14 protein-coding genes are annotated in these 23,817 nt (G+C 62.0%); 7 read left to right on the top strand and 7 right to left on the bottom strand.

Going from position 1 to position 23,817, the window contains the following annotated elements:
* Window positions 1-229: 229 nt before the first annotated feature.
* Both FGQ61_RS08380 and FGQ61_RS09765 read right to left on the bottom strand, forming a co-directional pair.
* Entirely contained in the window at window positions 230-991 is a 762-nt protein-coding gene (locus tag FGQ61_RS08380; RefSeq protein ID WP_138375212.1) for a ferredoxin family protein, read from the bottom strand.
* Between the two features lie 619 nt (window positions 992-1,610).
* The gene (locus tag FGQ61_RS09765) at window positions 1,611-3,860 is read right to left on the bottom strand and encodes a DEAD/DEAH box helicase (protein ID WP_138375211.1); all 2,250 of its coding nucleotides are present in this window, start codon (window positions 3,858-3,860) and stop codon (window positions 1,611-1,613) included.
* Between the two features lie 507 nt (window positions 3,861-4,367).
* Between FGQ61_RS09765 and FGQ61_RS08370 the strand changes: the two genes are divergently transcribed.
* The 6 genes from FGQ61_RS08370 to FGQ61_RS08345 all read left to right on the top strand — a co-directional run bounded on the left by FGQ61_RS08370 (window position 4,368) and on the right by FGQ61_RS08345 (window position 11,620).
* On the top strand, window positions 4,368-5,330 hold the full coding sequence (locus tag FGQ61_RS08370; RefSeq protein ID WP_138375210.1) for an FHA domain-containing protein: 963 nt from the start codon (window positions 4,368-4,370) through the stop codon (window positions 5,328-5,330).
* A 171-nt stretch (window positions 5,331-5,501) separates the two neighbouring features.
* Window positions 5,502-7,586 carry a protein kinase domain-containing protein gene (locus FGQ61_RS08365; RefSeq protein WP_171021560.1) on the top strand — a complete coding sequence of 695 codons (2,085 nt, stop codon included), beginning with the start codon at window positions 5,502-5,504 and terminating at the stop codon, window positions 7,584-7,586.
* Window positions 7,587-7,917: 331 nt separating this feature from the next.
* Window positions 7,918-10,257 carry a heavy metal translocating P-type ATPase gene (locus FGQ61_RS08360; protein WP_138375208.1) on the top strand — a complete coding sequence of 780 codons (2,340 nt, stop codon included), beginning with the start codon at window positions 7,918-7,920 and terminating at the stop codon, window positions 10,255-10,257.
* A 147-nt stretch (window positions 10,258-10,404) separates the two neighbouring features.
* A complete protein-coding gene (locus FGQ61_RS08355) occupies window positions 10,405-10,626 on the top strand; it encodes a heavy-metal-associated domain-containing protein (RefSeq protein ID WP_055310331.1) in 222 nt (73 codons plus the stop codon).
* 138 nt (window positions 10,627-10,764) lie between these two features.
* Window positions 10,765-11,034, top strand: coding sequence for a metal-sensing transcriptional repressor (locus FGQ61_RS08350; protein ID WP_226812542.1), 270 nt, complete (start codon window positions 10,765-10,767; stop codon window positions 11,032-11,034).
* Window positions 11,035-11,146: 112 nt separating this feature from the next.
* Window positions 11,147-11,620, top strand: a complete 474-nt coding sequence (locus FGQ61_RS08345) for a hypothetical protein (protein WP_055310332.1) — start codon at window positions 11,147-11,149, stop codon at window positions 11,618-11,620.
* A gap of 107 nt (window positions 11,621-11,727) precedes the next feature.
* Here the strand turns inward: FGQ61_RS08345 and FGQ61_RS08340 are convergent, their stop codons facing one another.
* The 5 genes from FGQ61_RS08340 to gltB all read right to left on the bottom strand — a co-directional run bounded on the left by FGQ61_RS08340 (window position 11,728) and on the right by gltB (window position 21,910).
* The gene (locus FGQ61_RS08340) at window positions 11,728-13,098 is read right to left on the bottom strand and encodes an amidohydrolase family protein (RefSeq protein WP_138375213.1); all 1,371 of its coding nucleotides are present in this window, start codon (window positions 13,096-13,098) and stop codon (window positions 11,728-11,730) included.
* 296 nt (window positions 13,099-13,394) lie between these two features.
* Window positions 13,395-14,471 carry a hypothetical protein gene (locus tag FGQ61_RS08335; RefSeq protein ID WP_138375207.1) on the bottom strand — a complete coding sequence of 359 codons (1,077 nt, stop codon included), beginning with the start codon at window positions 14,469-14,471 and terminating at the stop codon, window positions 13,395-13,397.
* Between the two features lie 193 nt (window positions 14,472-14,664).
* On the bottom strand, window positions 14,665-15,372 hold the full coding sequence (locus FGQ61_RS08330) for a hypothetical protein (protein WP_138375206.1): 708 nt from the start codon (window positions 15,370-15,372) through the stop codon (window positions 14,665-14,667).
* A gap of 353 nt (window positions 15,373-15,725) precedes the next feature.
* A complete protein-coding gene (locus FGQ61_RS08325; RefSeq protein ID WP_138375205.1) occupies window positions 15,726-17,207 on the bottom strand; it encodes a glutamate synthase subunit beta in 1,482 nt (493 codons plus the stop codon).
* A 5-nt stretch (window positions 17,208-17,212) separates the two neighbouring features.
* The gene (gene gltB / locus FGQ61_RS08320; RefSeq protein WP_138375204.1) at window positions 17,213-21,910 is read right to left on the bottom strand and encodes a glutamate synthase large subunit; all 4,698 of its coding nucleotides are present in this window, start codon (window positions 21,908-21,910) and stop codon (window positions 17,213-17,215) included.
* 522 nt (window positions 21,911-22,432) lie between these two features.
* Between gltB and FGQ61_RS08315 the strand changes: the two genes are divergently transcribed.
* Window positions 22,433-23,689, top strand: coding sequence for an Nramp family divalent metal transporter (locus FGQ61_RS08315; RefSeq protein WP_138375203.1), 1,257 nt, complete (start codon window positions 22,433-22,435; stop codon window positions 23,687-23,689).
* Window positions 23,690-23,817: the final 128 nt, after the last annotated feature.

Below are 23,817 nucleotides of genomic sequence, written 5' to 3'. Positions count from 1 at the left end.
ATGCGAACCTCCAGTCCGGACCGCTTCACGGTCCAACTTTCTGTCCGCACCCCCTTATGACCGGCGAACGGTATTTTTTCTCCGATAAACGGTATTTATGCGGTACTTAGGGACGTTCCTTTTCTGCCGGCACCCGGGGACACTCCTTGCTCTGGTGCATTGGGGACAGGTTTGTTTGCACCAGGTCGGTGCAGATTAACCTGGCCCCATTGCGCCAATTTCGTATGCGCTAGATGAAGAGCTCGCATTCCTTCCGCACGACGCAAACCTTGCTCAGCATCTGGGAAACAGCGGATAGTTTGCTGGAATCAAGCTTGCGAGCACCTCGCGGACATACGGCGATGCAGCGCATGCAGGAGATGCACGCCTCGCCAGCTGCTCGTTTGGGGTCACCCTTGTCGATAGCACAAACGGGGCACGCCGCGGCGCATGCACCGCAGGAGACGCAATCCTCTGTTGCCTCGGGCGCCATGCGGTGACCTCCAGCTTGTTTATAAGGACGATTGCCGGGGATAGAGGGCTCGGACGCATCCTCAGCCAACAGCTTTTGCTGAATTTGCTGAGCAAACTCAGCAAGCTGCGCCGCATCCTGCGCATCCGGACGACCGGCAGCAAACCGTCGCGCAATGGAATGTTCTGCAATGGCCGCAACTGCCGCGATCACCCGGAATCCCGCATGCTTCGCAACGTCCTCCAGCTCTACGAGCGTGTCCTCAAACGCGCGGTTTCCGTAGACGCACACCAGAACGGCCCGCGCTCCGTTGCCGTGAACCATGCCCAACCGGTCAGCCACCACAGCCGGGATTCTACCGGCATACGCCGGCACAGAGATTACGGCCACGTCGTCCTCAGTCATCGAGACAGCGCTGAAATCTAGCCCGCTATCGGTCAGATCGACGGTAACGGTATTCTTGTCCAGTGCCCCGGCCACAAGGCCAGACACCTTCTGCGTTCCACCCGTCGGACTAAACACAATTTCGAATACGCTCATCGAGACACCCTCCCCCCTACGTCTGGCAACGCGTCAAGCCGTTTTCACATCCAGCCAGAGTATACGGCACGTGGGATCCCCATTTTGGTGCATCAAGCACCCCAATGCACCAACCCTACGCTGTCTGCCTCTTCGTTTTGTATAAATTACGGTACAGATTGTATATATTTACGGGATACCGCCGTGTTCTCCCGAGGTACCCCATCCCGGACCGTGCAAAAAACGGAGTATTCTGCAACGTGACCGCGCCAGCAATACCCCGAGCGGGCAAACCTTTAGGGCGCTGCGTCATTTTGGGTTCCGACATGGCGAGAATGACGCGCCCCTGCTCCGGAAAACGACGAAATCTGACTCAGAACGCTCGCTAGGGATATCCGAAAGCCACCGTTGGCGACGTCAAATCATATGCAGACAACTCGAACTGCAGAATACTCCAAAAAATGCACGGCGCACCCCATAGGACCCATTGCTGCATGGCGGAAAATAGGTCCTCAGCATCCCCCAGATGCATTCCCGAGAACATCACGTTTGAATTAGCGATGGACACGGCAAACAAAAGGGCCCGAGCGTTATTTGCTCGGGCCCTTAGCTTGTCTCACGCTAGCGCGCGATGCGCATCTTACTTGCGCTTGCCGCCGCCGTCGTCGGGGCGACGGGAGCTGCCACCGCGCTTGCCGCCACGGCTGTTGCCGTAGCTGCCACGGTTATCGCGACCGCCGGCACGGCCGCCACGGGAGCCGGCCTGGTTGCCGCCACGACCACCACGATAGCCGCCGCGACGCTCTTCGCGGGTATCGTCGTAGTTGCGCCAGTCATCGCGACGATCGCGGCTGGCACGCGGGTCACGACGATCACGCGACTCGTTAGAACGACCAGCGCCGCCGCGGCCGCCATTGCCGCGAGCACCCTCGCGACGCTCGCCGCCGCGGCTACCGCGCTCTTCAAAGCGCTTGCCGCCACGGGACTCACCGCCACGGGCAGTACGCTCACCGCGACCCTCGCCGCCGCGACGCTCATCACGGCCGCCGCGCTCGTCATCACGACCGGAACGCCGGCGGTCGCCCGCACCGCGCTTGCCACCGCGCGAACCGCGGCCCTCGTCCTCGCGCTCGACACGACGACGACCGCCGCGGTCCTCGTCCTCACGACGACGGCGGTGTGCCTCGCCCTGGAACTGCTTGGCACGACGCTCGGCACGGTTGCCGCGCGCAGGCTGCTCAGCGGCACCAGCACCGCCGCGCTCCTCGGCAGCTACCTCGCGAGCCACGCTCTCAACAGCCTCGTCCACGCGAGCCTGAACGCCCTCGCGCACGCGGGTCTTGCCGCCGCGCTTGGGACGGCTCGGACGCTCGCCGTCGCCGCGGCGCTCGTCGCGACCGCGGTTGGAACGACCGGCAACATCGCCGTAATCGTCGCCGTTGCGCTTGCCGTCGCGACGCGCCCGCTCAAGCTTCTTCTTGCTCTTGGACTTGCCGCGCTTAGTCTTCTTCTTCACCTTAAAGGCCGCAGGGTCGCGCTCGGGATCAACCGCAGGCGGGTTGGGACCCACATGCAGGTCGCCGGCTTCGTAAATATCGGCCGTCTTGTCCATGAGCTTCTCGATCTCGTAGAACTCATCGACGTCCTGCTCGGTCACAAACGTAATGGCCCAGCCCAGCTCGCCGGCGCGGCCCGTACGGCCAATGCGGTGGATATAGTCGGTCGGCTCGGCCGGCACGTCAAAGTTCACGACGTAGCGCACGTCGCTAATGTCGATGCCGCGGGCGAGAACATCGGTTGCCACCAGCACGTCGACGGTGCCGTCGCGGAAGGCCGAAAGGGCACGCTCGCGCTGGGCCTGGCTGCGGTTGCCGTGAATCGCGGCGGCCTTGATGCCCTTACGCTCCAGACGACGGCAGCAGCTGTCGGCGCGGTGCTTGGTGCGCATAAAGACGATAGTGCGCTCCGGGCCCTCCTTTTTGAGGAACTCGGGCAGCAGGTTGTTCTTGGCCTCAATGGACACCGGGAACACAAACTGATCGACGGTGTCGGCGGTCGACGTGGCGGGTGCGATCTCCACGCGGGCCGGGTCGCTCACCAGGTCGGTGATCTCGCCCACTGCCTCCTCGTCGAGCGTCGCAGAGAACAGCAGCGTCTGGCGCTCGGCCGGCGTCTCGCGCACAATGCGGCGGACGGCGGGCAAAAAGCCCATGTCGAGCATGCGGTCGGCCTCGTCGAGCACCAGCACCTTGACCTCGTTCAGGTGGCAGGCGCCCTGCTCGATCAGGTCGACCAGACGGCCCGGCGTGGCGACCAGGATGTCACAGCCATACTTGAGTGCCGCGGTCTGCGGCTTGTAGCTCACGCCACCCACGACGGTCACGGCGACATGGCCGGTGACGTCGGCGATCTTGCTCGCGACCTCGTCGATCTGCTGGGCAAGCTCGCGCGTGGGGGTGATGACGAGCATCACGGGGCCGCGGCCGTTGTCCTCGGGCTTCTTGGCACCGCGACGGCGGTTGCGGCCGCCGCGCTCGCGCACGGGCTTGGGCGGAGCGATGTGCTCCAGATTGTTCATGGACGGCAGCAAAAAGGCGGCCGTCTTGCCGGTGCCGGTCTGGGCGGCGGCAAGCAGGTCGCGGCCCTCGAGCACCACGGGGATGGAGCCGGCCTGAACGGGCGTGGGCGCCGTGTAGCCCAGGTTCTCGATAGCACGAAGCATCTCGTCGGAAAGCCCCAGCTCGTCAAAGGCGGGCAGGCTCTCGGTAGCGGACTCGACGGCCTGGGCAGCATTGGCCTCATCGGCGGCATCGAAGGCAGCCTGGGTCATGGCCTCGCGGGTCTCGTCCAGAATCTCGGCGTCCGTGACGTCGGATACAGAATTACGCATATGTCGTTGTTCCTTATCTGCACGCGTTATGGGCACGGCATGCGGCCGCGCGGGCGTGCTTGGTAGTGCGCTAATACATACAAAAACAGGTGCGCACAGAGAGGACGTTGCTCAGCACGCTGGCGATCGCTTTGGCAGCCCTATCACGCGCCGTCCAGACGCAGCAGCTCTAAGCGATGGAGCAGATTCGCCGCCGGATAGTATACCCGTGCTTCGCATGCCCCCACGTAAACCACAGATGACGAGGCGGACGAGGTGGGCCTGGCCGATTGTGTCAATCTGTAACAGATGCAGGGCAAAACCGGGTCCAAATGTTACAGAACAAGACAGAGGGGGATTTCCGTTCAGTCCAACCAAAATCTCTCGGTCTTCCTGCAATTTCGAACATGTGGCCTATAATGTTGCTTTGGTTACGCTATATATTGCGCAGCCATTTAATACGTCGCCCACCGGGGGCCATTAATTCCTATCGCCATATTGGCTAGGAAGCAATCAAAGGAGGTATCCGTGGCAGCAGAGACGCCTTGCTCGGTCCTCTATAACGATATTCGCTCGTTCGGCGGTCTTAAACATCTCGAGATCGCCCGAATGCTCATCAATGGAAACTCTTATCTCGGCAGTACCCTGCTCGAGAAATGCTCTTCCAACCGCTCGTATCTCACCCGTTACATCGTCCATCGCAAGCCTGACCAGTGCGCGCCCGCCATCTACAGCGACTTTACCGTCACCACGCTCAACCTTTCCGCGGCAATCTGCAGCAAGCTCGGCGGCGGCGAGTCCGCCTATCAGGCAATCGCCGAGCACTATCGCGGTCCGGCCGCCAACGAAATGATGTCGGCTCTCGCCAGCTACAAGCTGGACAGCCGCCTATATGCAAATGCCCTCAATCGCATCGACAACTTTGACGGCAATGCCGTGCGCGAGAAAAGCACGCTTTACCTTATGCTCTTTGTGGCAACGGGGGCGCTCGCCGATCCCGTTCAGGGCGTGGCCACCGTCGAGCGCTTTTGCGACAGCAAGACGGGCGGGCACTTTGGCACCACCGAAACTACCGTCGGACGTGGCTTTATGAGCAGCCTGGAGCAGCCGCGCACCGTCGCCCCCAACCTCGGTCTGCTCAGAACCCATGCCGACAACTGCGCCGACATGCAAATCCATCCCCTCACACGCGATCCGCGCGGCACCGTGATTGGTTCTTTGCCCAAAACCTCGCCCAGCATCACCGATGTAGGCGCCGACGCCTCGCGCGAGCATCTTCGTATTTGGCTCGAGGGTGAGCACTGGTACGCCCAGGGCCTTGGATCGACCAACGGCACAGTGCTCGAATCGGGCGCGGGCGACGGCGATATTGTGATTGAGCCGCCGCGCGACCAACGCGAGCCCGGCAAAGTCTATCCCCCCGTGGAAATCGCCAACAGCGACAGGCTCCATCTGGGTCTCTACACGACATTCCTTGTCATTGTGGACTAGCGCGGACGGCGATCGGAAGACGGTCGCCGTCCGTCTTTCGTCTTCTACCTTCTGCGTCGTAAACGACAATACTCAGCGGTATACGTGAGCAGTGCGGCTATCATGGTACTTTACCGATATCCGCACTGCTCACGTATACGCACGGCAACCCATGCCAGACAAAGGAACGCCATGGATACTACCGATAGCGCCTATGGCGACAAACTCATCCGTCTTGACACGTTCGACGCCGCCGTGGCGGTCGACCCCAGCGCCGAGGACGACGCCAAGCGTCGGTTTATGACGCTTATTCTCCAGACGGCCCACCGCAACAACGGCAACATCGGGCACGTGCTGCGCGCGACCAACACGAGCGGCGAGGTCTTTGCCGTCAAGCTACTCAAGGACAACGCCGTCCTTTCCGGCCAAGCCCCCGACCGCTCCGCCGAGCAATCGGCCGCTCACCTGGCCAACACCGCCGCGCTGTTCGAGGAGTACCGTCATCTGTGCACCGTCTCGCACCTGCGCGGATTTCCGCGCGTCTATGGCTACGGATCGTGCGAGGACGACCCGCTCATCCTCATGGAGTGGGTCGAGGGCACCTCACTCAAGCAGGCGCTGCCCCTGCTTCCTCACGACGCCTCGGGCGGGCTGACCACCCAGATGGTCGCCGCCGTCGGAAACGCCGTGCTTCGTGCGCTCTTGATGACCCAAGGCCTCGTGAATCCGGTCGTCCATCGCGACCTTTCGCCTGCCAATATCATGTTCCGCACCACCAGCCGAACGCTCGAGCAGCAGATTGCCGATTGCTCCTTTGACCCCTGCCTCATCGACATGGGCTCCGCGACCATGGCTCTCGGCGACGACACGATCACCCGGCGCGCCGACATCTGGCGCTTTGCCACGCCCGCATACGCCGCGCCCGAGATGCTCACGCAGGATATCGAAGGCATCGCGGCTCTTCGCCGTTCGCCGGCAATCGACGTCTATGCGCTTTCGAGCATTCTGTACCAGCTCTACAGCGGTCGCAAACCGTTTGACTTTGAGTCGACGGACGCCGCTGCAACCGGCTCGTTCTATCTCGTAAAGACCAAGACCAAGCCTGCACCGCTCGAGCCGCGCTGCGAGGGCGATGAAGCGCTCGTCAAAATCATCATGAAGGGTCTCTCAGTCGAGCAGTGCGATCGTCCCACCGAGCAGCAGATGCTCGAGGTGCTCTCGGCATACCTCACCGATGCCGAATCCGAGGGCCGCGAAGGCGCGGGCAGTGATGCCGCAATCGACATCGACTCCGGTACACACCTTAAGGTCGACGTCGCCGGCGAGCGCGCGAGAGAGATCCTGGAGCAGGCCCGGCACGATGCCATGACCCGCCGCCGGTTTATTATCGGTGGCGTCGTTGCAGCCGTTGCGTGGCTCAGCGTCATTGGGGCGGCGACCCATGGCTTTGGCATCCCCGACTACCTGGATGGCATCCGCGGTTCGCTTGACGACTACACCTGGGATCAGCTGCAGGAGATTTCGCTCAAGATTAAGGCCGCCGAGACCCGTAGCGAGGCACGCGAGATTGCCAAGCGCTATCACCTGCTCGATGCCGATGGGCATATCCCCTATCCGTGTACCAAACGTGTCACGCTCACCAACGGGCTGCAGGTTGGCGCGCAGCTTGTGGGCATCCGCCACGATGAGCTTCTGGACGGGACGGGCAAGGCCGGATTGACGTTTATGTTCGATGCCGGCATTGCCGAGCGCGATGCCACGGCCCAACCGTTGAGCGCCGGCTGGGCAGATTGCGAGCTGCGGGAATGGCTCGACGGCGACGGCCTTAAGCTGCTGCCCAACGAGTTGCGCGCACTCATTAAATCTGTCAAAAAGATCTCGAATAACGTTGGCGCTGCCAGAAGCGCATCGTGTCTGAGCGAGTTGCCCGCAACCCTTTGGCTGCCCGCCATGGTCGAGCTGTGCGGAGTGCAGCCGCCCGAGTCATTTGCCGAGGGCTTTCACTACCTGGCCGACATCTACAACGGCGAAGGCAAGGAGTACCAGCTGTTCCGCGAGCTCAAGGTAAGTCCGTATACCACGAACGAGACGTTGGTTCGCCAGTGGAAAGGCAAGGACACCTGTTGGTGGGATCGCACGGTGAGCCCCGACACATCGGAGAGCGAAGGCACGCTCTATATGAACCGCGTGGGGCACGCCGGCGACGTCTTTACGTACGCAACGCCTGCGGAAAAGCCAAACAAGCTAACCTGTGTGATCCCCGGATTCTGTATCTAGGCGGCGGGCGTCTTGCCATGACGGGACCCCTCCCCGTCAATTGTCTTGATCTGTAACACTAGCTCGGCAGATACAGGTCTAGATGTTACAGAACGAGACAAACCCCAACCCCGCGAGACAACATCTCAATCTGTAACATCTAGCAGGCAAAACGGTCCTCAGATGTTACAGATTGAGATGGTTGGTTGGGACGGTCCATCGGCCAACCATCCATCCTCATCTGTAACGAAATGTCATACATTTCTTTCTGTACTGGACACCCCCAGGGGGTATAGGTGTATAGTATCGGCAGGTTAACAATTCCAACACCGAACTACAGAAAGGAGAAGCCATGGCTCAAGATAAGTTCGACGTGGGCGGCATGACATGCGCCGCCTGCCAGGCGCACGTGGACCGTGCCGTGAGCAAGCTCGACGGCGTAGAAAGCGTCGCGGTCAATCTGCTCGCCGGTTCCATGATGGTGGACTATGACCCCGCGCAGGTCACCCCCGACGATATCTGCACCGCTGTCGACCGCGCGGGCTACTCGGCCTCGCTCATCAGCACGGGCGCCGACGCTGTCCAAAGCGGAAGTGCGCAAGCCAGGTCCGGCGCCGCCCATATGGAGTCACCGACCAAAAAGTTGGAGGCCGCCGCCTCCGCCATGCGCACCCGCCTCATCATCTCGATCGTATTCCTCATCCCACTGTTCTACATAGGCATGGGGCACATGCTCGGCTGGCCGCTGCCCGGTTTTTTCACCGACCATACCCACAGCATGACACTCGCGCTCACCGAGCTCGTCCTGCTCATCCCCATCGTCTACGTCAACGACGCGTACTTTATCAACGGGTTTAAATCGCTCGCGCACGGCGCGCCCACCATGGACGCCCTTATTGCCGTGGGCGCCACCGCCTCCATCGCCTGGTCGCTCTACGCCATGTTCATCATGGCCGACCAGCTAGCCGCAGGCCAGGTGCACGAGGCCATGATGACGAGCATGGACAACCTGTATTTTGAGAGCGCTGGCACCATCCTGTCGCTCGTCACCGTGGGCAAATACCTCGAGACACGCAGCAAATCCAAGACCGGCGGCGCCATCGAGGCGCTCATCGACCTGGCGCCCAAGACCGCAACCGTCGTGGCAGAGGACGGCAGCGAGGCCACCGTAGATGTCGACGCCATCCTTCCCGGCCAAGTCCTGCGTGTGCGCCCCGGCGAGTCCATCCCTGTCGATGGCGTGGTGCTCGAGGGCAGCTCGGCCGTGGACGAGAGCGCGCTCACCGGCGAGTCCATCCCCGTGGAAAAGACCGCCGGCGACACCGTCAACGCCGCCACTGTCAACCGCACCGGCTCGTTTACCTTCCGTGCCACACGCGTGGGCGCCGACACGTCGCTCGCCAAGATTATCCAGCTCGTCGAGGACGCCAACGCCACCAAGGCGCCCATCGCCCGTATGGCCGACAAGGTCGCCGGCGTGTTCGTGCCCGTAGTGTTTGCGATCTCGGCCGTGACTTTTGTGGCATGGATGGTTTTGACCGGAAGCATCAACGAAGCGCTCACCTCCGCCGTCGCTGTGCTGGTGATCAGCTGTCCGTGCGCATTGGGTCTGGCCACGCCCGTCGCTATTATGGTCGGCACCGGCAAGGGCGCCGAGATGGGCATTCTGTTCAAGAGCGCCGAGGCGCTGGAGAATCTGCGCAGCGTGGGCACCGTGGTGCTCGATAAGACGGGAACGGTCACCCGCGGCAAGCCTGCCGTGACCGATATCGTGGTAGCCACGCGCGCCGACGGATCGCCCGCCATGAGCGAAAAGGCGCTGCTCAAGCTGGCCGCCGCGCTGGAGCGCTCAAGCGAACACCCGCTGGCCGAGGCGATTATGGCCGAGTGCGAGACGCGAGGGATTGTCGCGCGCGCCGTCGAGGACTTTGCCGCCGTGCCCGGGCGAGGCGTTACGGCACGCGAGGGGCAAAACACCATCGCCGCTGGTAACGTGCGCCTGATGAACGAGCTAGGCGTTACCGTGCCCGCGGGCCTTGCCGAGCAATTTGCCGCCAAGGGCAAGACGCCGCTGTTCTTTGCCAAGAACGGCGAGCTTGCCGGCACCATTGCCGTGGCTGACGAGGTCAAGGAGACGAGCGCCGGAGCCATCGCCGCACTGCGCTCGCTTGGCGTCGACGTGCGCATGCTCACCGGCGATAACCGTGTGACAGCCGAGGCCATCGCCCGCCGCGTGGGGCTGAGCCGCGAGCAGGTCATCGCCGACGTCCTCCCCGCCGACAAGGAGCGCCACGTGCGCGAGCTGCAGGATGCGGGCGGCAAGGTCGCCATGGTGGGCGACGGCATCAACGACTCCCCCGCCCTGGCGCGCGCCGACGTGGGCCTTGCTATCGGCACCGGCGCCGACATCGCCAAGGAGGGGGCAGATGTGGTGCTCATGCGCAGCGATCTCATGGACGTCGCCCGCGCCATCGAACTTTCGCGCGCCACGATTCGCAACATCAAGCAAGACCTGTTCTGGGCGCTGTTCTACAACGGCATCGGCATTCCGCTGGCGGCGGGCGTATTTTTCCCGCTCACCGGATGGCAGCTCTCGCCGATGTTTGGCGCCGCAGCGATGAGCCTGTCGAGCGTCTGCGTCGTGTCCAATGCCCTGCGCTTAAAATCCTTTATGCCTAAAGTGGCAAAATAGGATCACTATTACGTTCATTTAGAACGGGTTTTCCAGGTACCTGAGATTGACCTGAAAGAGGAGCGACGCGTACTTTGGTACGCGAGCGACGGTTTGAAGGTCAAGGTCGGGTGCCTGGGAAAGCCGACACAACAGAGAGGAATACCCATGCGTTACACGATCAAGACTTCCGGCCTCATGTGCGGCCATTGCGATGCCACCGTCGAGACCGCGCTGCTCAACGTTGCCGGCGTGACCGACGCCGATGCCGATCACGAGACTCAGACCGTACAGGTGGAGTGCGCCGACACCGTAACCGCCGAGCAACTCGCCGCCGCCGTCGAGGCCGCCGGCGAGAAGTTCCACGCACTTTCGGTGACCGCCGCATAGCAGTCGCTGCCTACTCAATCCTCAGAAGTTGCGGTGAAATACGGACTGTTGTGCCGCCCTAGGCCTTTAAACGGTCCGTATTTCACCGCAACTGACGGGGACATCCGGAAGATCGACCAGAAACGAGGACCCGACATGATGGCAGACCATAAATCGGTGACCCGCATGCTCAAGACGGCACGCGGCCAGATCGACGGCATCTTGCGGATGGTCGAGGAGGACCGTTACTGCGTCGATATTTCCACGCAGCTCATGGCAACGCAGGCGCTCCTCGCGCGCATTAACGCCGACGTGCTCAAGGCGCATATCGAGGGCTGCGTGACTTCGGCAATCGAATCGGGCGACGAAGACCTCAAAGCCGCCAAGCTCGCCGAAATCGAACGCGTCGTCGACAAACTCTCCAAGTAATTGGGGCATTGGGGACAGGTACGTTTGCACCACATTGGTGCAGATTAACCTGTCCCCCTTGCTCTAAATCGGGTATAAAGGCGTGCAGCATATCGAACGAAAGGCAATTTGCATGAATGACTTTATGAAGGGTCGCAATGGTGCCGATGAACTCACCATCGTGATGGGTTTTGCCGGCATCGTCATCGCGATGATCGGATCGATAGCCCGCATCCAGTGGCTCAGCTGGATTGCCATCGCCGTAATCGTGATTGGCGTGCTGCGCGGCCTGTCCAAAAATATCGACGCACGTCACAAGGAGAACGAGGCCTTTGTCGCCGCGACTGCAAACGTACCCGGCTTGGGCAAGTTTGTAGCTAGCTTGGGCGGCGGAGCTGCAGCGGCCAACGCCTCGCGCGCAGCCGGTACTAGCAAGGAAGACTTTGAACGTGCCAAGCGCACAGCCAAGAAGATGTGGAAGGGCCGCAAGACCACGGCCTATCTTAAGTGCCCCAACTGCGGCCAGATGCTCTCCGTTCCCAAGGGCAAAGGCAAGATCCGCGTCACCTGCCCCAAGTGCCATGCCAAGATGGAGACGCGCTCATAGCTGCCATACTATGGGACAAATAAAAGCCGAGGCCTCGCACTGGGACCTCGGCTTTTTCTGATTATGACAAAAGGATTGTCCCTTTGTCGCATCGCCATATCGCGCGCTTACGCCACGCCATCGCGGGCAAGCTCCTCGGCCAACGCCTCGGCAGGCATGGCCATAATCGCGTCGAGCTCGGCGTCCACCTCGGGAATACGCTTCACCTTGAGCTTGCGCACCAGATCACCGCGACACATCACGTGCGTCGGATCACGCAGTGCGCACAGGTCATCGAGCGGGTTCTCGCGCGTCACCAGAATATCGGCGGCCTTGCCGCACTCGATTGTGCCGGTCTCGCCGCCCAGCCCCAGCAGCTCGGCATTGACCTGCGTGGCCGTATGCAGCGCGAAAGCGTTGCCCACGCCGACATACTTGGCAAAATAGGCCACCTCACGCCACATGTCGTACTGCGTCACGAACGGGCAGCTCGAGTCCGTGCCAAGGCCCACCTTAACGCCAGCTTCCAGTGCGGCACGGGCGCTCTCGATGATGCCCGAGCACACGATGTCACCGTTCTTCTTTTGTGTATCGGTCGAATGGGTCTTTTCCGGGTCGAGCAATACAAACGGCAGCGCCGGGCTGATAGTGCAGGTAACGCTGGGCGCACGCCCCTCGAGCTGCGTGCCCGCGGCGCCGCGGTACAGTTCCAAGATCTCGGGAGTCATCGGGGCACCGTGCTCGATCGTATCGACGCCGGCCTCAAGCGCGGCCTTCACGCCTTCGGTGCTCTCGACATGAGCCATAACCGGCAGGCCCACCTCGTGCGCCGCCTTGCACGCCGCCGCGGCAACCTCGACCGGCATACGCAGCACACCCGGCTCGCCCACCTCGGTAGCGTCGAACACGCCGCCCGTCACGAACAGCTTGATGACGTCGGCACCGCGCGCATACAGGTCGCGCACCTGTTCGGCTGCCTCGGCGGGACTGTTGGCCACCTGGGCGAACAAACCCGCACCATGGCCGCCCGGCACCGTGACACCCGTTCCCGGCGCCACCAGGCGAGGACCTTGATACTTGCCGGCATCGATAGCATCGCGCACGGCAAGATCGGCAAACAGCGGGTCGCCCGCGCCGCGCACCGTGGTCACGCCACTTGCCAGTTGTTGTTGGGCGCTGCCCTTAAGAATATGGCGCACGATGGCGCGCCCCACGGGATTATCGAGCTTCTTCATCAGCGCGCCCGCATCGCCCGCCGAAACCGGCTTGCCCGAACCGCACAGATGCACATGCATATTGATGAGGCCTGGCATGAGATACGCACCTGCCAGGTCGATAACCTCGGCACCCGTAGGCGCCTGCGCCACAGCACTCGGCCCCATCCACGTGATGACACCGCGCTCAACGGCCACGGCCATATCGGGCTGCGGCTCCATATGTTTCGAGCCATCCAGGACGGTCGCATTGATAAACAACGTGGAACGATCGGCAGACGCCATATCGAGCTCCTCCCCCTCAGAAAACTTGAACATCTGTCCATTATTATCCAGCGCGGCAGGATTGCTGCGGACATATCGGTTAACGGAGGGAAGAGGGGATGTGGGGGGACGGAATACGTTGCAGCCCCACCCCAGCAACATCAGGGGAATGTCTCGATCTGTAACAGGTACAGGGTTATTGGGCCCCTTGATGTTACAGATCAAGACATTCGGTCGACGTTTCACCGGTTTGTCTCGATCTGTAACAATTACGAACTCAAACAACTTCTAAACGTTACAGATCGAGACAAAACCTCTCAGCGCCCATACCACTGGCGTCTCCATTCCTCAGCCAGATCGGCCCGCTGTTGAATTCCCGCCAGTCTCATCTTTTCAGCCAGCTTCCCCGGGTTCTTGAGTTCATCAAACGTAAACCGAAGCACCTTGTGCCCGAGCATCGTCAGATGAGACTCTCGCTGACGTTCTGCCACGAATGGGTCGACCGACCCCCGATCCCCACCATCCTGCAGGGTATACTTTCCCTTCCCGTCGAGCTCGCCGATGACACACGTCCCGTTCTCGAGCCGCCAAAAATAGTCGACGCGAAACACCTGGCTCGAATCGAGCGGGTCGCGAAACTCCACCTGCAGCTCCGGAACTGGAAAGCCGTACGCAATAAAGAACGCTCGGAACCGAGACTCGCCGCCGTTTTCGGACAGCCCGTCCGCATACGACGCAATCACCTGTGCCCTGCGATACCCTCGCCTGCCCTCGCAATCGGCGCGGAGGCGCTCGCACAAATCCCAACGTGATACGCCTTTCGCCCGCAGTGCAGAATCGGCAATCGCCAACCCGTAGGAGAACGGCGCACGCAGTAAGCAATCCTCCACCGTGCGCCAAAACGACGTCACCCGCACGCCATCAACACGCTCGAGCACGCCCGCCATCTGCGGACGCAACAACCTGCACCCGCCGCTCAACGTCACCGAACAACCCGTCTTAACAAGAAAGCGCGGCCCGAGCAGATCATTCGGCACCTCCAGACCCCACAAAAGCGCCGCGTCATAGCCCCAAAACGCCCAATCGGGATGAAATTCCGCAAGCCCTTTGATAGTCCTCAGCGCTCGCTCCGCCGGCGTCAATGCATCCCAATCATGCTGAAAACAGAACAGGTACGGCTCGGGCTCCGCGATATCGTCGGTTCCAACATGGCGTCGCAGCCACATGAGCTCGGTATTGTCATGCGTTGCGAGCAGCGCACCTTGCTTGGCCGTCTCCGTGAGCCGCGCGAGCATTCTATTCCGCGCCAACGTGTTGCGAGTCGCATGTTTGTGTTTGAGAACGGTATTAGACACTTTCGTCACCACCACGTCAGACAAATGGACCATCGTCACCGTTGCCTCCGCTGACAAATGTCTTGATCTGTAACAGGAAGACAGTCTTTGAGCCTCTAGTTGTTACAGAACAAGATCTTTCGACAGCCGCCAACCTTCCGTCTCAATCTGTAACAGTTACGGGCTCAAACAGCCGCTAAACGTTACAGATTGAGACAAAGTCAGGGCTGTAGGGCGACACCAGTCACATCCCCTACTCCCATTCTTGTTCGTAGATGTTGAGGGACTTTACGTAGCGCCCCTGGGCGCCCATGATGTCGCGGACCAGGCGCAAAAAGAAGCTGATGCACGAGGTGTCAAAGCCATCCTGCAGGTCCTCCGGATGCACCGCACCCGGCCCATCGACTGCCGTGTCACTCAGGCGCGCGATGTCGTACAGATAGAGCTGTCCCGCCGTCAGCCAGACATCGTCGACGCAAGCGAGGCGCACCGCAATCGCGCCGTCGCTCCAATGCTCCTTTTGCACGATATGCGGGTCGTAGACATCAAAGCGACGGTCGGTGCGCGTATCCTTCAGCGCAACTATGCCGTTCGCAGGATCCTTGTCCAAAATGCCAAAGCGCGAGAAATACTGCGTGTCGCGTACCTGCTCGAGCCGCTTGAGCGAGGCAGGCGAAAGCGATGCCGGCGGCTCGTCAACATACAGCTCGAGCAGCGTCTTGCCATGGCGATAGGAGCGCTCGAAGAGCAGCCAATCGGTAAACGCCATGTTGTAGGCCATGATTTCGTTTTGCGAAGGCTCGGTGCAATAGCTGAGCCACGGGTCGACAATGATCTCGAACTGTTCGCGCGCCGGCTCCAAAAACTGGAACTTCCGCAGCATCCAAAAATGGGCTATGTCGGCAATATCGTTGCCGACGGCTTCGGCTAGCTGCGCTCGGTCTAAAGCGTGGTCAGTCATGGCATCCTCCTCAAACTGATAGACCTCAATTTGAGCTTACGAGGAGGGTGGTCGGCCACGACCAGCGCGGGCAAAATAGGCCTCCGGCTGCAAACCAGATGCTGACCAAACACTTGACGAAAAGCTTGACCGAAAATACGCACCGCAACAAAACCGCAGGTAAACATAGACGGCCAACCCGCCCTTTTGAGCCAGATACCCACAGCCACCACAGAAACAACAGGTGACCACAGCCCAAGAAGTCGACAAATAAACACCCGTACGTCGACAAACGAGCAAATCGCTCGCAAAGAGTGTCCCCAACGACTAGACAAAAAATGACTAGTCATTGGGGACGTTCTTAAATGACTACTTTACAGCTCCAGCGCCTCGGCGACTTCGGCAGCGCAGGCCAGGGCGTCGGCCATGGCGCTTACCACGAGCGAACTGCCATTGCGAGCATCGCCGGCCACGTATACCGGTGTGGCGCCCGCGGCGACGCCGTCGACACGGGCCGCAAGGTGCGAGCCCTCGGCAGCCATCACCGGCAGCGGACGACCAGCGGTGGCAACAGGCACGCCAACGGCGTCGAACACGCCATGCTCGGGACCCGTAAAGCCGCAGGCGATGAGCACCAGCTGGGCCGGCACCTCGTGCTCGGAGCCCGCGATGCGCTCGGGCTTGCCAGCCGACCAATCCAGATCGACCACGCGCAGGCCCGCGGCCGCGCCCTTCTTGTCCAACAGTACCTCGAGCGTATCCACACCCCAAGCGCGCATCTCGCCGCCCATGGCAGCGATGGCTTCCTGCTGGCCATAATCGGTCTTCTTCACGTTGGACCACTGCGGCCAGGGGTTGCTCGCCGCGCGCGCATCAGGCGCCGCCGGCAAGAACTCAAACTGGCGCACGCTGCGCGCACCCTGACGTACCGCGGTGCCCACGCAGTCGTTACCGGTATCGCCGCCGCCAATGACCACAACGTCCAGGCCGTGTGCATCGACGACAGGCTCGCCGCCATCGAGCACCGAGACGGTCGAGGCCGTCAGGTAGTCCACGGCATACACCACGCCGGGTGCGTCAATATTCTCAGCAGCCAGCCCACGCGGGGCGCGAGCACCGGCAGCCACCACGACGGCGTCAAAGCCATTGAGCTTGGCCGCCACCGCAGGGTTCGTAACGTCAGCACCCAGCTCGAACACAATGCCCAGCTCGCGCATGAGCGCCACGCGACGCTCGACCACGGACTTCTCGAGCTTCATGTTGGGAATGCCGTACATGAGCAGACCGCCCGGGCGGTCGTCGCGCTCAAACACAGTCACGCGGGCCCCACGACGCGCAAGCTCCCATGCTGCCACCAGACCAGCGGGACCGGAGCCCACCACGGCAACCGTGGGTGCACCCTCCCCTGCCGGCTCAAAGCGGTGCGGACCGCCATTTGCCCACTCATGGTCGCTAATCGCGCGCTCGTTGTCATGGATCGTCGTGGGCTGGCCATCGACCGAGCCCAGGTTGCATGCGGCCTCGCACAGCGCCGGGCACACGCGACTCGTGAACTCGGGCATGGGCGAGGTGAGTGACAGGCGCTCGGCAGCCTCGTCCCAACGGCCGCGGTACACCAGCTCGTTCCACTCGGGAATCAGGTTGTGCAGCGGACAGCCGCTCGGACGTGCCTTGCCAAAGCTCGCGCCCATCTGACAAAACGCCACACCGCACATCATGCAGCGACTCGCCTGGGCACGGCGCGCGTCGTCGTCGAGCTCCACGTACAGCGGATCGAAATCGCGGCTGCGCTCCTCCACGGGGCGCAGCTCATGGGTCACGCGATCGATATCAAGAAAAGCACCGGGCTTACCCATGGCACTTACGCCTCCTTCTTGGTCGAAGCAACAGAGCTGGCGGTGGCGGGCGCAGCGCCAGCGACACCACCCGCCACATCTAAGCGAGCGACATCCGCGGCACTCGCGCGGCCGGTCACAATGTCAAACGCCAGCTCCTCGGCCTGCGCATGCGTCTTGCCCACGGCCTCGGCGGCGGCGACAATCGCCAGCACGCGCTCGTACTCGGTTGGAATGACCTTCACAAAGTGCTTACTCATCGTCTCAAAGCTGTAGAGCAGCTTAATACCGCGCGGGCTCTGCGTCGCGTCCACGTGCTCCTGGATGAGCGCACGAATCTGCGCAAGCTCACCGGCCGTCGGGGCTTTAAGCTCAACGCTCTCGTGGTTCACACGGGCATCGAGCGTGCCGTACTGGTCAAAGACGTAAGCCACGCCGCCCGTCATGCCGGCGGCGAAGTTCTGCCCGACCTCGCCCAGGATGAGCGCCAGACCTCCCGTCATGTACTCGCAGCCATGGTTGCCGCAGCCCTCGACCACCACCGTGGCACCGGAGTTGCGTACGCCAAAGCGCTGGCCGGCCAGGCCGTTAATGAAGCCGCGGCCACTCGTAGCGCCAAAGAACGCAACGTTGCCCACGATGATGTTCTCGTCGAACTTGTAGGTCGCATGCGGGTTGGGGCGCACCGACACCTCGCCGCCCGAAAGGCCCTTGCCAAAGTAGTCGTTGGCGTCGCCGCACACGTTGAGCGTAATGCCGCGCGGCAGAAAGGCGCCAAAGCTCTGACCGGCCGAACCATCGCAATCGATGGTGATGGAGCCGGCGGGCAGACCCTCGGGATGCGCCTTGGTCACCGCGTTGCCCAAGATGGTGCCCACGCAACGGTTGACGTTGGCGATATCGGCGCGGAAGCGAATCGGACGCAGGTGCGCACGGGCATCGGCCGTATAGGGCACAAACAACGTGGAGTCGAGCGTCTTGTCGAGCTCACTGTCCGCAGCCATCTGCGGCAGGAAGTGACGACCGTCGGCACCCGGGATGTGGGCACCGAACTCGCAGGTCGCGCTCGCCAGCACGGGCGACAGATCGAGCAGGTTGGCCTTGCGGTTGCCCGGGACCTCAATCTGGCGCAAGCACTCGGGATGGCCGACCATCTCGTCGACGGTGCGGAAGCCCAGGCTCGCCATGACCTCGCGCAGCTGCTCGGCAACAAAGAGCATAAAGTGTTCGACGTGCTCGGGCTTGCCGCGGAAGCCGCGACGCAGGCGGCAGTTTTGCGTGGCGATGCCGGCCGGGCAGGTATCCTGCTGGCAGTCGCGCTGCATAAGGCAGCCCATGGAGATGAGCGGCATGGTCGCAAAGCCAAACTCCTCGGCACCCAGCAGGCAGGCGACGGCGACGTCGGTGCCGTCCATGAGCTTGCCGTCGGCCTCGAGTACCACGCGCGAGCGCAGGCCGTTTTGCAGCAACGTCTGTTGAGCCTCGGCAAGGCCAAGCTCCAGCGGCAGACCGGCGTGCCAGATCGAATCGCGCGCCGCAGCACCGGAGCCGCCGTTGTGGCCGCTGATCAAGATCTTGTCGGCGGCACCCTTGGCCACACCGGTGGCGATGGTGCCAACGCCGGCCTCGCTGACCAGCTTGACCGACACGCGTGCGCCGGGGTTGGCGTTCTTAAGATCGAAGATAAGCTCCGCCAGGTCCTCGATGGAGTAGATGTCGTGGTGCGGCGGAGGCGAGATCAGGCCGATACCGGGTGTGGACTGACGGACCTCGGCAATCCAAGGGTAGACCTTCTTGCCGGGCAGGTGACCGCCCTCGCCGGGCTTGGCGCCCTGGGCCATCTTGATCTGAATCTCGAAGGCGCTGCACAGGTAGCGGCTCGTCACGCCAAAGCGCGCGCTTGCCACCTGCTTGATGGCGGAGTTCTTGGAGTCACCGTTAGCCAGCGGGGTCTCGCGACGCGGGTCCTCGCCGCCCTCGCCCGAGTTGGAACGGCCGTGCAGGCGGTTCATGGCGATGGCCATGCACTCGTGTGCTTCCTTGCTGATGGAGCCGTACGACATGGCGCCGGTGTTAAAGCGGCGGACGATGTTGAGCGCGGGCTCGACCTCGTCGAGCGAAACCGGCGTGCGACCGCTGGCATTAAAGTCCAGCAGGTCACGCAGGCGCACAGCACGGCCGGTGCGGTGCAGGCGGGCGCTGTACTCCTTAAAGGTGTCGTAGCTGTCCTCACAGCAGGCGGTCTGCAGCAAGTAGACAGTCTGCGGATCGATGAGGTGATCCTCGCCGCCGAGCGGGCGCCACTTGGTCAGGCCCAACGTGGGCAGCTGATCGGGAGCCGGGCTCTTAAGGATAGCGAGCGCGGCGTCGTAGCGCTCATTCTGCTCGCGCTCGACGTCCTCGACACCCATACCGCCCACACGGCTCACCGTGCCGGCGAAGTACGCGTTGACGAACTCCGGAGTGAAGCCCACGGCCTCGAAGATCTGCGCGGAGTGGTAGCTCTGCACCGTGGAGATGCCCATCTTGGACATGATGGAGACGATGCCGGCGGTCGCAGCCTTGTTGTAGTTGGCGATGCCCTGCTCAGCTGTCACGTCCAGATCGCCGTGCGTCGCCAAGTCGCGAATGCACGCATGCGCGTTGTACGGATAGATGCCGCTCGCGGAGTAGCCCACCAGCGCCGCAAAGTCGTGCGGGGACACGGCGTCGCCACACTCCACCACGATGTCGGCAAAGGTACGCACGCCGGCGCGGATCAGGTGGTTGTGCACGCAGCCCACGGCGAGCAGCGACGGTACGGGCACCTCGCCCGCAGCGGCGCGATCGCTCAACACCACGATGTTCACGCCGTCGCGAACCGCGGCCTCAACGTCCTCTGCAAGCTGCTTGAGCGCAGCCTGCAGCGCACCCTCGCCGGCATCGCGGCGGTAGACGGCACGGAAACGGCGGGTCTTAAAGCCCACGCGGTCGATGGCGCAGATACGCTCGAACTCCTCCTCGCTCAGCAGCGGACGCTCCAGGCGCACCAGCTGGCAGGCCGTACGGGAGTCCTCGAGCAGGTTACCGTGGTTGCCCAGGTAGAGCGTGGTCGAAGTGACCATATGCTCGCGCAGGGCGTCGATCGGCGGGTTCGTGACCTGAGCGAACAGCTGATAGAAGTAGTCGAAGAATGAGCGCGTCTTCTTGGACAGGCAGGCCAGCGGCGCATCGATACCCATCGAGGCGAGCGGCGCCTTGCCCTGTTGGGCCATGGGACGCACGACTTCGTCAACATCATCCCAGTGATACCCGAGCTTGGCCATGCGCACGGCGGCGGGCACCTCGGTATCCTCGGCGGGCGTGGGCGCGACGGGCTCATCGAGCGCGTCAACGGTCAGCGTCTCCTCGGCAATCCAGTCGCGGTAGGGTTTTTCCTTGGCATAGCGGGCGCGCAGCTCGTCGTTGTAGATCACGCGGCCGCGGGCAAAATCGACCTCGAGCATCTGGCCCGGTCCCAGACAGCCGCTCGTCAGGATGTTCTCGGGGCTCACCTCGATGGTGCCCACCTCGCTCGCCAGCATAAAGCGGCCGTCGCGCGTCACGTAGTAGCGGGCGGGGCGCAGGCCGTTGCGGTCGAGGGCGGCACCCAGCGTGCGACCGTCGGTAAAGGCGATGGCGGCCGGGCCGTCCCAGGGCTCCATGAGCATGGACTGGTAGGCGTCGTAGGCGCGGCGTTCCTCGCTCAGGCTGTCGTTGTGGTCCCACGGCTCGGGCAACAACATGGACGCGGCACGCGTGAGCGGGCGACCGTTCATGACCAGGAACTCAAGCACATTGTCCAGAATCGCGGAGTCGGAACCCTCGCGGTTGATGATGGGCATCACGCGCTCAAGATCGTGCTGCAGCACGGGGCTGTACAGGTTGGGTTCGCGAGCGCGAATCCAGTTGACGTTGCCCTTGAGGGTGTTGATCTCGCCGTTGTGGATGATAAAGCGGTTGGGGTGTGCGCGCTCCCAGCTGGGCGTAGTGTTGGTGGAGTAGCGCGAGTGGACGAGTGCCACGGCCGTTTTGACGGCGGCGTCGTTGAGGTCGATGAAGAAGCGGCGCATCTGCGTGGCAACAAGCATGCCCTTGTACACGATGGTGCGCGAGCTCATGGAGCACACATAGAAGATCTTGTCGCGCAGGGCGAACTCAGCGCTGGCCTTCTTTTCGATGGTGCGGCGGCACACGTACAGGCGACGCTCAAAGGCATCGCCGGCGAGCGTGTCGTCCGGACGGCCCAGGAAAGCCTGCAGGATAGTAGGCATGCAGGCGCGGGCCGTCTCGCCCAGGTCGTGCGGGTCGACGGGCACCTCACGCCAAAAGAGCAGCGGCACGCCGGCCTCGGCGCAGCCCTCCTCAAACACGCGACGGGCATCCTCTACGCCCTTGTCGTCCTGCGGGAAGAACAGCATGGCCACGCCATAGTCGCCCTCTGCCGGCAGAATCTGGCCGCACTTTTGAGCCTCTTTGCGGAAAAAGTGATGCGGAACCTGGAACAGGATTCCGGCGCCGTCGCCGGTGTTCTTCTCGAGTCCGGTGCCGCCGCGGTGCTCCAAGTTGACCAGAATGGACAGCGCATCGTCCAGAATCTGGTGATGGCGCTCGCCGTTGATATCGGCAAGCGCGCCGATGCCGCATGCATCGTGGTCGAATTCGGGGCGATAAAGGCCCTGCTGTTGAGCGGAATCTGCCTGCATCGCGATCCTCCCCTAGCTATTAGACAGTCAGTTGACTAGGCATACTAGGTGCATCGCCGGCCCGTTGTGTTTCCCGCCCGTTTCGAAACAATCGCGTAACGCACGCCCTACGAGTGGACACCGCCGACCTCAAGGACGACGACAAGGGCCCCGAGTTCGGCCCGTATGCTCACCGCTTCAAACATCTCAATCCGTAACAGGAAGACCCAATTTTGGCGCCTAGATGTTACAGATTGAGATTTTCTGCAGGACAGTTTTGGTTTGTCTCGATCTGTAACACGAAGGGCCGGTTTTGGCGGTCAGCTGTTACAGATCGAGATATTCCATAGGACCATTTCTTCCTGTCTTGACCTGTAACACCTAGGCCCAATTTCCATCCCTGGTTGTTACAGATCAAGACATTTCAGCAATCCCCTTCCACCATCCTATTCAAATACAACAATCTTGTTAGTCTTGGTTAACTTTTTAGCCTAAAACGGGTATCCTTTGCGGCGTCAAACAAACGGCACGCAGGAGCGCACCATGCTCAACCATCTCAAACAACACTTTGGCTCCCGACGCACCGGTGGTCACGGAGGCCTAGACATTGCGCGGCATATCGGCCCCGGGCTGCTCGTGACCGTCGGCTTTATCGATCCGGGCAACTGGGCCTCAAATATGGCCGCGGGCTCACAATTTGGCTACGCGCTGCTGTGGGTGGTCACGCTGTCCACGATTATGCTCATCGTGTTGCAGCACAACGCTGCACACCTGGGTATCGCAACGGGCGCCTGTCTTGCCGAAGCCACGACGCGCTACCTCCCCCGTTTCGTTGGACGCACGGTGCTCGCCAGTGCCTACCTCGCGACCATCGCCACCGCTATGGCCGAGGTCCTGGGCGGCGCGATCGCGCTCCAGATGCTCTTTGGACTGCCCGTGCGCGCCGGCTGCGTCATCGTGGCCGCGGCATCGATGGCAATGCTCATGACGAACTCCTACAAGCGTGCCGAGCGCTGGATCATCGCCTTCGTCGGCGTGGTAGGACTCTCGTTTTTGGCCGAGCTTGCGCTAGTCAAGGTCGACTGGCCGCAAGCCGCCGCAAGCTGGATCACGCCCAGCATGCCCACTGGCTCTGCCGCGATTATCGTGAGTGTCCTGGGTGCGGTCGTTATGCCCCACAACCTTTTTCTGCACTCCGAGGTCATCCAATCCATGCACTTCGAAGGCCAAGGCGAGCAGGTTATCGAAGAGCGTCTGCGCTATGAGCTCTTCGACACGCTCTTTTCGATGGGCGTGGGCTGGGCAATCAACTCGGCCATGGTCATCCTGGCCGCAACGACCTTCTTTGCGCACGGCATTGTCGTAGACGACCTCGCCGTCGCAGCGGCCACGCTCTCCCCCATCTTGGGCCCGGCGAGCTCGACCATCTTTGCGGTAGCGCTGCTGTTCGCGGGACTATCGAGCAGCGTGACAGCGGGCATGGCGGCGGGAACCATCACCGCGGGCATGTTCGACGAGGAATACGACATCCACGACCGACATTCCTCGATCGGGGTGGCGGCTTGTTTCGTCGGCGCAGTGGCGGCGTGCTTGGTCGTCCCGAATCCTTTTGAGGGTCTCATCTGGAGTCAGGCGCTGCTGTCGCTTCAGTTGCCGATTACGGTCTTTGTGCTCATACGACTCACCAGTTCGCCCCGCGTTATGGGCAAATACGCCAACTCGCGCCCGCTCAACGCGCTGCTCGTAGGGATCGGCGTCATCGTGACGATTCTCGACATCGTGCTGCTAACGGGGATGTAATTGGGATGGCGTGACTGTCCAGATATAACGTCTCAATCTGTAACACGTGAGACCGTTTTAAACCGTCAGATAAATCAGAACCACCCTTAAAAAGGGTGGTTTGCTCTTAGGGTATAACCCACGGGCCC

It is taken from the genome of Collinsella aerofaciens, from assembly GCF_005844325.1.
In the GTDB taxonomy this organism is placed as follows: domain Bacteria; phylum Actinomycetota; class Coriobacteriia; order Coriobacteriales; family Coriobacteriaceae; genus Collinsella; species Collinsella aerofaciens_G.
The sequence above is the reverse complement of the archived record's forward strand: the minus strand, read 5'-3'. Positions and strand labels throughout refer to the sequence as shown.